Here is a 14,144-nt window from a genome sequence, read left to right on the forward strand (position 1 = left end):
ACCGGGACCACCCCGGCGACGGCCGCTCCGAGCCCCTCCGGCCCGGCCGCCGGCACCCCGGCGCGGGCCGCCAGCGTCAGCACCAGCCGGGCCGCGCAGGCCGCGACGGCGACGGCGAGCGCGCCCCGGGCCCAGGAGGCGGCGTAGAGCTGCGCGAGGGCCGCCACCTGGGCCAGCAGGACGAGGACCAGGGTGAGCACCCCGAACGGCCCGATGTCCGACTGCTTCATGATCCGCAGGGCGTCCGCGGCCGGCTTGCCGCTGCCCAGCCCGTCCGCCGTGTCGGCCAGCCCGTCCAGGTGCAGGCCCCGGGTGAGGACGGCCGGTACCGCGACGCCGCCGACGGCGGCGAGCAGCGGGCCCGCGCCGAGCAGGAGCAGCAGCACACCGAGGCCGGCCGCGCCGAGGCCGACGGCGAGGCCGGCGAGCGGGGCGCAGAGCATCCCGCCGCGCGCCGCCTCACGGTCCCAGCGGGTCACCCGTACCGGCAGGACGGTCAGGGTGCCGAAGGCGAAACGGAGGCCGTGCGCGGGCGGGAGCGAGGGCATCTGGGCAGGGTACGCGACCGTTCGCGGAGCATCCGCGGTGATACCTGGGCACACTGGGACCCATGGGGACCTGGCTGGAACGCAACATCGTCGAACCCGGCAAGCTCCCCCTGCTGCTCGCCCTCACCGCCTTCGTGCTGACCTTCCTGATCACCCGGCTGATCACGCGCATGATCCGGGCGGGCCGGGGGCCCTTCGGCAACGTCGAGGCGGGCGGCGTGCACGTCCATCACGTGGTGCCCGGCGTGGTCCTCGCCCTCGTCGGCGGCTTCGGCGCGGTGGCCGCCGGCCGGCACGGCTTCGGGTCCTGCCTGGCGGCCGTGATCTTCGGGGTCGGCGCGGGGCTGGTGCTGGACGAGTTCGCGCTGATCCTGCACCTGGCCGACGTGTACTGGACCGAGGCGGGCCGCAAGAGCGTGGAGGCGGTGGTGCTCACCGCCGCGCTGGTGGGGCTGTGGGTGGCCGGTTTCGCGCCGTTCGGCGTCGACGGCCTGGACGAGGACGAGGTGCAGTCGCGCGGCTCGGTCATCACCACCGTCGCCGCCACCTTCCTCGTCTCGCTCGTCGCCCTGGCCAAGGGCAAGTTCCGGCTGGCGATCCTCGGCGTGATCGTCCCGTTCGTCGCCCTGTTCGGCGCGCTCCGGCTGGCCCGCCCCGGCTCCGCCTGGGCCCGCCGCTTCTACCGCCGCCGCCCCCGCGCCCGGGCCAGGGCCCGCCTGCGCGCCTACCACCACGACCGGCGCTGGCTGGGCCCCACCCGCAGATTCCAGGACTGGCTGGGCGGCACTCCCGACCCCGAGCGCCCACGGGCCGTGCAGGGCCGCTGATCCGGCCCCGCCGCGACCGGCGCGACCCCCGGCACCGGCCGGCCCTTGCCGGGCGGCTCCCGCACCGGTCGTGGCGGGGCCGGCCGGAGGGGACCCTTGTCGGGGCGCTCCGCGCCGGATGCCCCGCGCCTCCCGGTGCGCGGCGGGGCCGGCCGGAGAGGGCTCCGGCGGTGGCCGGCGGGTGCGGTCCGGGAACCCCGGGCGCCGCACGCATCCGGGACTCGCCCCCAGCGCCCCCTCCCGGGCGCCCCCGCATCCGCGGCCTGCGCGGCACCCGCCCGTTCCTGCCCGTCCCGGTCGCCGTCCCGCTCCTCGGCCGTCCCGGTCGCCGTTCCGTTCCTGCCCGTTCCGGTCGCCGTCCCGCTCCTCGGCCGTCCCGGTCGCCGTCCCGCTCCTCGGCCGTCCCGGTCGCCGTCCCGCTCCTCGGCCGGGCCGGCTACTCGGCCGGCTCCGCGGGCTCCGGCCGGTCGGCCCGCTCCGTGTGCTCCGGCGGCCCGGCCGTTCCCTTGTGCTCCGGCTGCTCCGGCTGCTCCGGCTGCTCCGGCAGCTCCGCCGCCAGCGCCGCCGCGGCCTGGACCAGGGGCAGCGCCAGCAGGCCGCCCGCGCCCTCGCCGACCGCCACCCCGTGGTCGAGCAACGGCTCCAGCGCCATCCGGTCCAGCGCCTTGGCCTGCCCCGGCTCGCCGCTGTCGTGCCCGGCCAGCCACCAGTCCGGCGCCCGGAACGCGATCCGCTGCGCCACCAGCGCGCACGCGGCGGCGACCACGCCGTCCAGGATCACCGGCGTCTTGCGCACGGCGCACTGGAGCAGGAACCCGGTCATCGCCGCGACGTCGGCCCCGCCGACCGCGGCCAGCAACCGCAGCTGGTCCCCGAGCACCGGCCGCGCCCGCCGCAGCGCGTCCCGGACCGCCGCGCACTTGCGCATCCACACCAGGTCGTCGATCGCGAGCCCGCCCCGCCCGGTCACCACCGACGCGTCGGTCCCGCACAACGCCGCGACCAGCACCGCGGCCACCGTGGTCCCGCCCACGCTCACATCGCCGAGCACCACCAGATCGGTACCGGAGTCGGCCTCCTCGTCGGCCACCGCGACCCCGGCCCGGAACGCGGCCTCGGCCTCCTCGGCCGTCAGCGCGTCCTCGACGTCGATCCGCCCGCTGCCCCGCCGTACCCGGTGCCTCACGACCTCCGCGGGCAGCGCCCGCGGGTCGCAGTCCAGCGCCATGTCCACCACCCGCACCGGCACGCCGAGCCGCCGGGCCAGCACCGACACCGGGCGGCCGCCCTCCAGCACCTCCCGCACCAGCTCCGCGGCACTGCCCGCGGGCCGCGCCGACACGCCCAGCCGCGCGACACCGTGGTCGCCGGCGAACAGGACCACCCGCGGCCGGTCCACCGGCCGCACCGGTACGGCGCCCTGCGCCGCGGCCAGCCACTCACCCAGGTCGTCGAGGCGCCCGAACGAACCGGGCGGCACGATCTGACGCTCCCGGCGCGCCTCCGCGTCGCGGCGCACCCCGCCGTCCGGGCGCTCGATCAGATCGGTGAAGTCGTCGAGATTAAGCGAGCTCATTCGCCGAACAGTACCGGCCCCGGTCGAACAGGACGGCGCCACAGGGCGACCACCGACCCAGCACGTCGTTGCACCCAAGATCGCGATCCCCTACGTTCCGTTTTGCAGCGGATTGTCATACGTCCCTTCCTCCTCCGTCCGTCGCGCCCGGGAGCCGCCCATGTCGTCGTCCGCCCCCCTCGCCCCACCGGCGATCGACCTGCGCCGCGCCACCTACCTCGCCGAACTCGCCCAGGGCACCGAGCGTTTCCTCGCGCCGCGCCGCGCGACCTGCCCCTGGTGCGGCGGGCAGGGCCTGCGCACCCGCCTGACGGCACCCGACGTGATCCAGCACAAGCCGGGCACGTTCACCGTCGAGGAGTGCGAGGACTGCGCCCACGTCTTCCAGAACCCCGGCCTCACCCCCGAGGGCGTGGCGTTCTACCAGCGGGACCAGGACGGGTGCGACCGCCCGCCCGGCCGCCGCCGCGACCTGGAGCGGGTCCGCGCCGTGCTGGCGTACCTCCCGGAACCGGAGAGCTGGCTGGACGTCGGCACCGGCGACGGCGACTTCCCGGCCGTCGCCCGGGAGGTGCTGCCGTACACGTCCTTCGACGGCACGGACCCCACCCCGCGGGTCCTGCGCGCCCGCGCGACCGAACGCGTCGAGGAGGCCTACGAGGGGCACCTGATCACCCCCGGCCTGCTGGCCCGCCTGCGCGCCCGCTACGACGTGGTCAGCGTCTTCCACCAGCTGGAACGGTCGCCGGCCCCGCGCGAGGAACTCCGGGCGGCGGTCGCGGCCCTGCGCCCCGGCGGCCACCTCGTGCTGGAACTGGCCGACCCGCACAGCGCCTCCGCCGCGCTCCTGGGCACGTGGTGGCCCGGCCACGCGCAGCCCCGCCGGCTCCACCTGCTGCCGCTCCGCAACGTCCACGCGGCCCTGGAGTCGCAGAACTGCACCATCCTGCGTACCGACACCTCCGCCCCGCACACCCCCACCGACCTCGCCACGGCGACCGCCCGCGCCGTCGCCCACGCCCTGCCGTCGCCCGACACCCCGTGGCGGGCCACCCCGCCCACCTTCCTCCAGCACGTCACGCGCGTGAGCCTGACGGCGGCCGCGCTGCCCCTGCGCCTGACCGCCGCCGCCCTGGACCACGCCCTCGCACCGCTGGTCCGGCGCACCGCCTTCGCCAACGCCTACCGGGTGATCGCCCGCAAGGAGCCACTGCCGTGAGGGACTGCCGAGGGGCGCCGCTCAGCCCCGCAGGACCACCGCCTGACCCGCCACCACCATCAGCACCTGTTCGCACTCGCCCGCGAACGCCGCGTTCAGCCGCCCGAGTTCGTCCCGGTAGCGCCGCCCGGACGCCGTGGCCGGGACGATGCCCGACCCCACCTCGTTCGACACGGCCACCACCACCCGGCGCGTGCCCCGCACCGCCTCCGTCAGCGTCCGCACCCGCTCGCGCAGCGCCTTCTCGCCGCCGTCGGCCCACTCCGCGTCGTCCCACGCGCCCACGGCGTCCATCGCGTCCGTCAGCCACAGCGACAGGCAGTCGACCAGCAGCGGCGGTCCGTCCTCGCGGAGCAGCGGCACCAGGTCGCAGGTCTCCACCGTCCGCCACGACCCCGGCCGCCGCTCCCGGTGCGCGGCCACCCGCTCCGCCCACTCGCCGTCCCCGTTGCGGGTGCCGCCCGTCGCGACGTACAGCACGTCCGGGAACGCCTCCAGCCGCCGCTCCGCCTCCACCGACTTGCCCGACCGCGCCCCGCCGAGCACCAGCGTCCGCCGCGGCACGACCGGCACGTCCGGCACGACCGGCCCGTCTTCGTACGCCCCGACCACCACAGCCGTCCCGTCCGGCACCGCCCGCGCCCCGGCCGCGGCCAGCCGCCGGCGCGTCTCGGCCCCGGGCGGCAGGTCGTGGTCCAGGTGGACGGCGACGACGTCGGTCGCGGGCCCGGCCGCCCCCACCGCCCGCAGCCGCGCCAGCGCGTCCGGCCGCCCCACCACGTCCAGGAGCACCAGGTGGTACGGCTCCGCCGCCGCGCTGCCCTCCGCCAGCCCGGCCGGCGCGCACCCCGGCGGCAGGTACAGCAGCCGCTGCCCGTCCGGCCCGGTCACCGCGTACCCCGTGCCCGGCGCGTCCATCGCCAGCGCCCGCACCCGATGCCCCGTCAGCAGCGCCAACTCCCGCCCGTCCGGCATCCGCCCGGGCTGCGGCAGCCCGGCCGGCACCTCGACCGGCGGCCCGTTGTGCGGATGCGACAGCAGCACCTGCCGCACCCCCGCCAGCGACCGTCCCGCCCGCGCCGCGGCGAACGCCGCCCCGGGCGTCAGGTCGAGCAGCAGCGCCCCGTCCACGAGCACGGCCGTGGCCGCCCGCGCGTCCGCGCCCCGGGCGGTCGCGCAGGCCGCGCAGGGGCAGTCGGGGCGGGGGAGTCCCGCGGGGGCGCCGGTGCCGAGCAGAGTCAGTTCCACGATCCGATTCTCACCGGGCACTGCCCGTCATGCGCGTCCGGGGCGTCCCGGCAGGGCGCCGGAACCGGTGGCCGGCCGCCGTCTGACGACGGCTCACCCGGCGGAGCGCATAGGCTCGGGGCGGGGACCGGACCAAGATCCGGCCCAGGCTCTGCAGGCGCTGACAGCTGGGAGGCGTACATGGCGGCATGGACGTGGCGGTTCGAGAAGGCCGACGGGACGGAGGTCCAGCCCGCGGTCGAGCCCGAGGAGTTCACCACGCAGGGGGACGCCGAGTCCTGGCTGGGGGAGCACTGGAAGGACCTGCTCGCCGGGGGCGCGGACCAGGTACGGCTGTTCGAGGACGACACCGAGATCTACGGACCGATGAGCCTGCACGCGGACGAGTCCTGACCCGGAAGGGGCGGCCGGAGCGGCCGCCCCTTCGTGCCCCGGCCCGCCGGGCGCCGAGCGCGGCCCGCCGCCGGCCGTCCCGGGCGGACGTCACCGGGATCGCGGCCCTGATGCCGGGCGCCGGGCCCGCTCCGCCGCCGGCGCCGGTCCCGGCCGGCCCGGGACGCCGAGGCCCCGCCCGCCGGAGGCGGCCGGGGCACCGGCGCCGGGACGGATCGCCCCCGGCGTCCGCACCCTGCCGGCGGTCAGCCGCGCACCCCGCACAGATGCAGCAGCGCCGCGACCCCCCGGTACGGATCCGTCCGCCCGGCCCGCTCCTCCACCGCCAGCAGCGTCTCCACGTCGGCCGGCACCTCGGCCCCGTCCGCCGCCGTGTCGGTGAAGACCCGCACGCCGTACCAGGCGTGCAGCGGCGCCCCGATCCCGGCCAGGGTGGCCGTCAGAGCGGCCAGCCGGTCGGCGCGGACGTCGAGGCCGAGCCGGTTGCGGTAGGCCGTGGTGTCGAAGGCGGCGAGCGCCGTGGTCCAGTCGCCGGACAGGCCCGGCCGGAGGGCCAGCGCGTCCCCGTTGCGCACCAGCAGCGACAGCAGCCCGCCCGGCGCCAGCATCCGCGCCAGCCCCGCCAGCAGCGGATCGGGATCGTCCACGTACATGAGGACGCCGTGACAGAGCACGACGTCGAAGCTGCCGGGCAGGAAGTGCACCCCCGTGTCCCGGCCGTCCCCCTCGACGAGCCGCACCCGCTCCCGGATCCCCTCCGGCTCCTCGGCGAGCGCCGACCGCGCCGCGGCGAGCATGGTGGCGTCCTTCTCTATGCCGGTCACCTGGTGCCCGGCGCGGGCCAGCCGCAGCGCCTGCGTACCCTGGCCCATCCCCACGTCGAGCACCCGCAGCCGCTGCCCGACCGGGAACCGCCCGGCCATCTGCTCGTCGAGCTGCCGGGCCACCAGCTCCTGCCGGACGACGTCACGCAGCCCGCCGAGCCCGCTCAGCCAGGCGTTCGCCGCGTCCCCGGAGAAGGGCGTCGCGCTCAGGGCCGCTCTCCGCGCTTGACCCGCGGCTTGGGCAGCCGGAGCCGGCGCATCTGGAGGGAGCGCATCAGCGCGTAGGCGACCGCGCCGCGCTTGTTGTCGTCGGGGAAGCGCTCGGCCAGCCGCTTCTTCAGCCGGAACCCGGTGACGATCGAGTCCAGGACGATCAGCACGATCACCACCAGCCACAGCAGCAGCGCGATGCTCTGCAACGACGGCACCCGGATCATGCTCAGCACCAGGATGACCACGGCCATCGGCAGGAAGTACTCCGCGATGTTGAACCGCGAGTCGACGAAGTCGCGGGCGAACCGGCGGACCGGACCCTTGTCGCGCGCCGGGAGGTACCGCTCGTCTCCACTGGCCAGCGCCTGGCGCTGGCGCTCCATGGCGGCACGGCGCTCCTCACGCTGCCGCCGGGCGGCCTCCTTGCGCGTCATCGACGGGTTGGCGACGCTGCGGCGCTGCGACTGCGCCGCACTGCGCTTGGGCGTCGGCCGGCCCTTGGGGGCCTGCGGGTCTCGGGTCTGCTGGGAGCCGGTCACCTGCGCCTGGGCGGCGACGGCGGCCTTCTCGTCTTTGGCACGGCTACGGAACACAAAACCCAAGGGTACGGGGTCGGGGGGCATGGACCCCAGCCCCGCGGGGAACGATCCCGCAACACCGGTCGTCTGTAGGGGGACAGAGGGGACGACGTGGACGCTCCCGGGCCCCGGGCCGTACCCGGGGATCACCTACTCCCTACGCCGGAGCTGGAGCGCACGCAGTCGTCCTCGGGGAGGAGCGCATCCGTCCCCGAACAGTGCGGTAATGGAAGCAGGGCCCGTACTGTGGGTCCTGTCGCAGAGCTGGAGCCGGAGTCCGTCAGAAGGGGGCGCGCGAAGCCCATGAGCGGTGTCATGAAGCGTATGGGGATGATCTTCCGCGCGAAGGCGAACAAGGCCCTTGACCGGGCCGAGGACCCGCGCGAAACCCTCGATTACTCGTACCAGAAGCAGCTGGAGCTGCTGCAGAAGGTCCGCCGGGGCGTCGCGGACGTGGCGACCTCGCGCAAGCGCCTGGAACTCCAGCTGAACCAGCTGCAGTCGCAGTCGACCAAGCTGGAGGACCAGGGCCGCAAGGCGCTCGCGCTGGGCCGCGAGGACCTGGCCCGCGAGGCGCTCTCCCGCCGGGCCGCTCTCCAGCAGCAGGTCACCGACCTGGAGACCCAGCACGCGACGCTCCAGGGCGAGGAGGAGAAGCTCACGCTGGCCGCCCAGCGGCTCCAGGCCAAGGTCGACGCCTTCCGCACCAAGAAGGAGACGATCAAGGCGACGTACACGGCCGCCCAGGCCCAGACCCGGATCGGCGAGGCCTTCACCGGCATCTCCGAGGAGATGGGCGACGTCGGGCTGGCCATCCAGCGGGCCGAGGACAAGACGGCCCAGCTCCAGGCCCGGGCCGGCGCGATCGACGAACTGCTCGCCTCCGGCGCGCTCGACGACCCCACCGGCATGGCGAAGGACGACATCCAGGCCGAGCTGGACCGGCTCTCCGGCGGCACGGACGTGGAGCTGGAACTGCAGCGCATGAAGGCCGAGCTGGCCGGGGGCACGGCCGGGCAGCAGGCCATCGAGGGCGGCCAGGAGCAGTCCGCCGCCCCGCAGCAGCCGCAGGACACCCCGCGCTTCGACAAGCAGTAGCCACGCACCGGAGGGCGACATGATCGTACGGATCATGGGGGAGGGGCAGGTGAGGCTGGCCGACAGCCACCTCACCGAGCTGGACGCGCTGGACGACGAGCTGCTGGCGGAAATGGAGAACGGCGACGGCCCCGGCTTCCGCCGCACCCTCCAGGCCCTCCTCACCCAGGTCCGCGCACGGGGCGAGCCCCTCCCGGACGACTCCCTCGAACCCTCGGAGCTGATCCTCCCGAGCCCCGACGCGACCCTGGAGGAGGTCCGCGCACTGCTCGGCGACGACGGCCTCATCCCGGGCGGCGGCTGACCCCCGGCGGACGGCCGGCCCCCGTTCCCGGCTCCGCCGGCTCCCCGTACGGTGACAGCCGTGAGCACCCTCGAAAGAGCCCGGCGCCGGCTGACGGTCCACCCCACGGCGCTGGACGCGGCGCTGGCGGCCGGCGTCCTGGCCTGCATGGTGGCCGGCTCCTTCGTGGACCCGCACGGCGAGCACGGCGTCGACTGGGCGCTGCGCACCCCGGACGCCCTCAGCCTGGTCCTGATGACCCTCGGCGCCGCCGCCCTGGTGTTCCGCCGCCGCACCCCCCTGCGGATCCTCGGCCTCACCGGCACCCTCGCCGTCGTCGAGTTCGCCACCGGCGACCCCAGAGCCCCGGTCGCCATGTCCGCCGTGGTCGCCCTCTACACCGTCGCCGCCCTCACCGACCGCTCCACCACCTGGCGCGTCGGCCTGCTCACCATGACCGTGCTGACCGGTGCCGCCATGCTGGCCGGTCCGCTGCCCTGGTACGCCCAGGACAACCTCGCCGTCTTCGCCTGGACCGGCATGGCCGCGGCCGGCGGCGACGCGGTGCGCAGCCGCCGGGACTTCGTGCACGCCATCCGCGAGCGCGCCGAGAAGGCCGAGCGCACCCGCGAGGAGGAGGCCCGCCGCCGGGTCGCCGAGGAGCGGCTGCGCATCGCCCGCGACCTGCACGACGTGGTCGCCCACCACATCGCCCTGGTCAACGTGCAGGCCGGGGTCGCCGCGCACGTCATGGACAAACGGCCCGACCAGGCCAAGGAGGCCCTGGCGCACGTGCGCGAGGCCGGCCGCTCCGCGCTGAACGAACTGCGCGCCACCGTCGGCCTGCTCCGCCAGTCCGGCGACCCGGAGGCCCCGACCGAACCCGCACCGGGGCTGGAGCGCCTGGACGAACTCGTCGGCACCTTCCGCAACGCCGGCCTGCACGTCGAGGTCGCCCGCGCCGACCACGGCACCAGCCTCCCCGCCGCCGTCGACCTGGCCGCCTACCGCGTCATCCAGGAAGCCCTCACCAACGTCCAGAAGCACGCCGGCACGACGGCGAAGGCCGAGGTCAGCGTGGTCCGCGTGGGGCCGAACATCGAGATCACGGTCCTCGACGACGGCTCCGGCGAGGACGACGGCCCGGTCTCCGGCGGCGGCCACGGACTGCTCGGCATGCGCGAACGCGTCACCGCCCTGCGCGGCACCCTCACCACCGGTCCCCGCTACGGCGGCGGCTTCCGGGTGCATGCGATCCTGCCGGTCACGACCCGCACCGCCCCAGCGAAGAAGGACCCCGCATGACGATCCGTGTCCTGCTCGCCGACGACCAGGCGCTGCTGCGCAGCGCCTTCCGCGTGCTCGTCGACTCCGAGCCCGACATGGAGGTGGTCGGTGAGGCCTCCGACGGCGCCGAGGCGGTGCGGCTGGCGCGGGAGCGGCGCGCCGACGTGGTCCTGATGGACATCCGGATGCCCGGCACCGACGGGCTGGCCGCCACCCGCATGATCAGCTCCGACCCCGGCCTCGCCCACGTCCGGATCGTCATCCTGACCACCTTCGAGGTCGACGACTACGTGGTGCGGTCGCTGCGCGCGGGTGCCTCCGGGTTCCTCGGCAAGGGCTCCGAACCGGAGGAGCTGCTCGCCGCCATCCGTGTCGCGGCCGGCGGCGAGGCGCTGCTCTCCCCGGCCGCCACCAAGGGCCTGATCGCCCGCTTCCTCGCGCAGGGCGGCGACCCGCTCGACACCGACCGCGACCCGGCCCGCTCCGAGCGCCTCGACGCGCTCACCGGGCGTGAGCGCGAGGTGCTCGTGCAGGTCGCGGGCGGGCACTCCAACGACGAGATCGCCGAGCGGCTGGAGGTCAGCCCGCTGACGGTGAAGACGCACGTCAACCGGGCCATGGCCAAGCTGGGCGCGCGCGACCGGGCGCAGCTGGTGGTGATCGCGTACGAGTCGGGGCTGGTACGTCCGAGGGTGGACTGACCCCGAAGGCGTGTACTGCGGCCGGAGTATGCGCCCGGTAAGGAAATGGACCCAGGGCCCGACGGATGGCCGTAGGGCGATGGCTCAGGGTGTAGGTACGGGCGCTCACATGTGCCCGTGCTCCGCTCAGGCCACGGAAGAGAGACGCTGACCCATGTCCTGGCTGTCCAGATTCAGCCTCGCGCAACGGGCCCTGATAGGGCTGATGTCGATCGTCGCGCTCGCCTTCGGTGCGATCGCGATCCCACAGCTCAAGCAGCAGCTGCTGCCCACCATCGAACTGCCCATGGTGTCGGTGCTCGCGCCGTACCAGGGCGCGTCCCCGGACGTGGTCGAGAAGCAGGTCGTCGAGCCCATCGAGGACAGCCTCGAAGCCGTCGACGGCATCACCGGCGTCACCGCCACGGCGAGCGAGGGCAACGCCGTGATCATGGCGTCCTTCGACTACGGCAACGACACCGACCAGCTCGTCGCCAACGTCCAGCAGGCCGTCAACCGGGCCCGCGTACTGCTGCCGGACACCGTCGACCCGCAGGTCGTCGCCGGCTCGACGGACGACATCCCGACCGTGGTGCTCGCCGTCACCTCCGACGAGGACCAGCAGGCGCTGGCGGACCGCCTGGACCGGACCGTCGTCCCGGCGCTGGAGGAGATCGACGGCGTCGGCCAGGTCACGGTCGACGGCGTGCGCGACCTCCAGGTCGCCGTCACCCCGGACGACCGCGGGCTGGCCCGGGCCGGCCTCACCGTCCAGAGCCTCGCCCAGGCGCTGCAGGCCGGCGGCGCCACCGTGCCGGCCGGCTCGTTCGACGAGGCCGGCGCCAACCGCACCGTCCAGGTCGGCGGCCCCTTCACCTCGCTCCGGCAGATCGAGGACCTGATGGTCACCGGCGAGGGCGCCGACCGGCCCGTGCGACTGGGCACGGTCGCCGAGGTGACCGAGGAGCAGGCGCAGGCCGACTCCCTCACCCGCACCAACGGCCGGCCCAGCCTCGCCGTCTCCGTCACCATGGACCGGGACGGCAGCGCGGTCGCCATCTCCGAGGAGGTCGAGCGGAAGCTGCCCGGCATGCGGGCCGACCTCGGCTCCGGCGCGACCGTCACGGTCGTCAGCGACCAGGGCCCGGCGGTGTCCGAGTCCATCGAGGGCCTCACCACGGAGGGCGCGCTCGGCCTGGTCTTCGCGGTCCTGGTGATCCTGGTCTTCCTGGCCTCGGTCCGCTCCACCCTGGTCACCGCGGTGAGCATCCCGCTCTCCGTCGTGCTGGCCCTGATCGTGCTGTGGACGCGCGACCTGTCGCTGAACATGCTCACGCTGGGCGCCCTGACCATCGCCATCGGCCGGGTCGTCGACGACTCGATCGTGGTGCTGGAGAACATCAAGCGGCACCTCGGCTACGGCGAGGAGCGCCAGGAGGCGATCCTCAAGGCGGTCCGCGAGGTCGCGGGCGCGGTGACGTCCTCGACGCTCACCACGGTCGCCGTGTTCCTGCCGATCGGCCTGGTCGGCGGCATGGTGGGACAGCTGTTCGGCTCGTTCTCGCTGACCGTCACGGCGGCCCTGCTGGCTTCGCTGCTGGTCTCGCTGACGGTCGTGCCGGTCCTGTCGTACTGGTTCCTGCGCGCCCCCAAGGGCACCCCCGAGGACGCCGAGGAGGCGCGCCGCCGGGCGGAGGAGAAGGAGGCGCGCAGCAGGCTCCAGCGGTTCTACGTCCCCGTCCTGCGCTTCGCCACCCGGCGCCGCCTGACCAGCGTGGCCATCGCGGTCGTGGTCCTGATCGGCACCTTCGGCATGGCGCCGCTGCTCAAGACCAACTTCTTCGACCAGGGCGAGCAGGCGGTGCTCACCATCAGGCAGGAGCTGAGGCCCGGCACCAGCCTGGCCGCCACCGACGCCCAGGCGAAGAAGGTCGAGCGGCTGCTCGCCGGCACCGAGGGCGTCAAGGACTACCAGGTGACGATCGGTTCCTCCGGCTTCCTGGCCGCCTTCGGCGGCGGCACCGACAGCAACCAGGCCTCGTACTCGGTGATGCTCGACGACGCGGCGTCCTTCGAGGACGTCCAGGACCGCCTCGAAGCGGGCCTGGCGAGGCTCGACGGTGTCGGGACGACCACCATCGCGGCCGGTGACGGTTTCGGCAGCCAGGACCTCAGCGTGGTCGTGAAGGCGGCCGACGGGGACGTGCTGCGCGAGGCCGCCGAGGAGGTCCGCACGGCGGTGGCCGGCCTGGACGACGTCACGGACGTCACCAGCGACCTGGCGCAGAGCGTGCCGCGCGTCTCCGTCACGGCGACGGACGAGGCGGCCGCCGCCGGCTTCACCGACCAGACGCTGGGCGCGGCCGTCGCCCAGGCGGTGCGCGGCACCACGGCGGGCACGGCGACGCTGGACGACACCGAGCGGGACGTCGTCATCAAGTCGGCGAACCCGGCCGAGACCATCGCCGAGCTGCGCCGCCTTCCGCTGGGCCCGGTGCGGCTGGGCGACATCGCGACCGTGCGGCTGGTGGACGGGCCGGTCTCCATGACCCGGATCGACGGCCAGCGCGCGGCGACCATCACCGCCAAGCCGACCGGCGACAACACGGGCGCGGTCAGCACCGAGCTCCAGTCGGAGATCGACGCACTGGACCTCCCGGCGGGCGCCACGGCCGAGATCGGCGGCGTCTCCGAGGACCAGGACGAGGCCTTCGCCAACCTGGGCCTGGCCATGCTGGCGGCCATCGCGATCGTGTTCATGCTGCTGGTGGCGACCTTCCGGTCGCTGGTCCAGCCGCTGATCCTGCTGGTCTCCATCCCGTTCGCCGCGACGGGCGCGATCGGCCTGCTGATCGCCACCGGCACCCCGATGGGCGTGCCCGCGATGATCGGCATGCTGATGCTGATCGGCATCGTGGTGACCAACGCGATCGTGCTGATCGACCTGATCAACCAGTACCGCGGCCAGGGGTACGGCGTGGTCGAGGCCGTGGTCGAGGGCGGCCGGCACCGGCTGCGCCCGATCCTGATGACCGCGCTGGCGACCATCTTCGCGCTGCTGCCGATGGCGCTGGGCATCACCGGCGAGGGCGGCTTCATCGCCCAGCCGCTGGCGGTGGTGGTGATCGGCGGTCTGATCACCTCGACCGTGCTGACCCTGCTCCTGGTCCCGACGCTGTACGCCGTGGTGGAGCTGCGCAAGGAGCGCCGGGCGAAGAAACGGGCGGCCAAGCGGCAGGCGAAGGCGGGCGCCCCGGCGGAGCCGCGGCAGGAGCCGGCGCAGGTCTGACCGGACGGCGCACCGGACAAACGCAGTGCACGCAGTGAGCAAGGGGGCCGCACCTCACCGGTGCGGCCCCCCTTCACGCGC

At 75.0% G+C, this 14,144-nt stretch carries 13 protein-coding genes; 8 read left to right on the plus strand and 5 right to left on the minus strand.

Going from position 1 to position 14,144, the window contains the following annotated elements; genetic code table 11:
- The coding region (locus tag ACFF45_RS20885) for an adenosylcobinamide-GDP ribazoletransferase (RefSeq protein WP_381347939.1) at positions 1-548 on the minus strand (548 nt) is incomplete at its 3' end.
- Positions 549-610: 62 nt separating this feature from the next.
- Between ACFF45_RS20885 and ACFF45_RS20890 the strand changes: the two genes are divergently transcribed.
- Positions 611-1,375: a hypothetical protein gene (locus tag ACFF45_RS20890; protein ID WP_381347940.1), complete on the plus strand. Its 765-nt coding sequence runs from the start codon at positions 611-613 to the stop codon at positions 1,373-1,375.
- Positions 1,376-1,811: 436 nt separating this feature from the next.
- Here the strand turns inward: ACFF45_RS20890 and cobT are convergent, their stop codons facing one another.
- Positions 1,812-2,951 (minus strand): nicotinate-nucleotide--dimethylbenzimidazole phosphoribosyltransferase, encoded by a 1,140-nt coding sequence (gene cobT, locus ACFF45_RS20895; protein WP_381347941.1) that lies wholly within the window; start codon positions 2,949-2,951, stop codon positions 1,812-1,814.
- A 160-nt stretch (positions 2,952-3,111) separates the two neighbouring features.
- Between cobT and ACFF45_RS20900 the strand changes: the two genes are divergently transcribed.
- On the plus strand, positions 3,112-4,170 hold the full coding sequence (locus tag ACFF45_RS20900) for a class I SAM-dependent methyltransferase (protein ID WP_381347942.1): 1,059 nt from the start codon (positions 3,112-3,114) through the stop codon (positions 4,168-4,170).
- Between the two features lie 21 nt (positions 4,171-4,191).
- Here ACFF45_RS20900 and ACFF45_RS20905 read toward each other — a convergent pair whose 3' ends face one another.
- Entirely contained in the window at positions 4,192-5,418 is a 1,227-nt protein-coding gene (locus ACFF45_RS20905; protein ID WP_381347943.1) for a bifunctional adenosylcobinamide kinase/adenosylcobinamide-phosphate guanylyltransferase, read from the minus strand.
- Between the two features lie 180 nt (positions 5,419-5,598).
- Here ACFF45_RS20905 and ACFF45_RS20910 point away from each other — a divergent pair, with 180 nt between their 5' ends.
- Entirely contained in the window at positions 5,599-5,811 is a 213-nt protein-coding gene (locus tag ACFF45_RS20910) for a hypothetical protein (protein WP_381347944.1), read from the plus strand.
- Between the two features lie 245 nt (positions 5,812-6,056).
- Here the strand turns inward: ACFF45_RS20910 and ACFF45_RS20915 are convergent, their stop codons facing one another.
- Together ACFF45_RS20915 and ACFF45_RS20920 are read right to left on the minus strand one after the other, a co-directional pair.
- A complete protein-coding gene (locus ACFF45_RS20915; protein ID WP_381347945.1) occupies positions 6,057-6,758 on the minus strand; it encodes a class I SAM-dependent methyltransferase in 702 nt (233 codons plus the stop codon).
- 83 nt (positions 6,759-6,841) lie between these two features.
- The gene (locus ACFF45_RS20920) at positions 6,842-7,471 is read right to left on the minus strand and encodes a DUF3043 domain-containing protein (RefSeq protein WP_381347946.1); all 630 of its coding nucleotides are present in this window, start codon (positions 7,469-7,471) and stop codon (positions 6,842-6,844) included.
- Positions 7,472-7,729: 258 nt separating this feature from the next.
- On the opposite strand from ACFF45_RS20920, the gene ACFF45_RS20925 reads away from it, so the two are divergent.
- From ACFF45_RS20925 to ACFF45_RS20945, 5 genes are all read left to right on the plus strand, one after another.
- Positions 7,730-8,524 (plus strand): PspA/IM30 family protein, encoded by a 795-nt coding sequence (locus ACFF45_RS20925; RefSeq protein WP_381347947.1) that lies wholly within the window; start codon positions 7,730-7,732, stop codon positions 8,522-8,524.
- A 19-nt stretch (positions 8,525-8,543) separates the two neighbouring features.
- Complete coding sequence (pspAA, locus tag ACFF45_RS20930; protein ID WP_381347948.1) at positions 8,544-8,828, plus strand: PspA-associated protein PspAA; 285 nt, start codon at positions 8,544-8,546, stop codon at positions 8,826-8,828.
- Positions 8,829-8,888: 60 nt separating this feature from the next.
- Positions 8,889-10,112 carry a sensor histidine kinase gene (locus tag ACFF45_RS20935; protein ID WP_381347949.1) on the plus strand — a complete coding sequence of 408 codons (1,224 nt, stop codon included), beginning with the start codon at positions 8,889-8,891 and terminating at the stop codon, positions 10,110-10,112.
- On the plus strand, positions 10,109-10,795 hold the full coding sequence (locus ACFF45_RS20940) for a response regulator (RefSeq protein ID WP_381347950.1): 687 nt from the start codon (positions 10,109-10,111) through the stop codon (positions 10,793-10,795). Before ACFF45_RS20935 ends, ACFF45_RS20940 begins: the two co-directional genes overlap by 4 nt.
- A gap of 154 nt (positions 10,796-10,949) precedes the next feature.
- A complete protein-coding gene (locus ACFF45_RS20945; RefSeq protein WP_381347951.1) occupies positions 10,950-14,063 on the plus strand; it encodes an efflux RND transporter permease subunit in 3,114 nt (1,037 codons plus the stop codon).
- Positions 14,064-14,144 lie beyond the last annotated feature (81 nt).

Source organism: Streptomyces cinereospinus (assembly GCF_042430725.1).
Lineage (GTDB): Bacteria > Actinomycetota > Actinomycetes > Streptomycetales > Streptomycetaceae > Streptomyces > Streptomyces cinereospinus.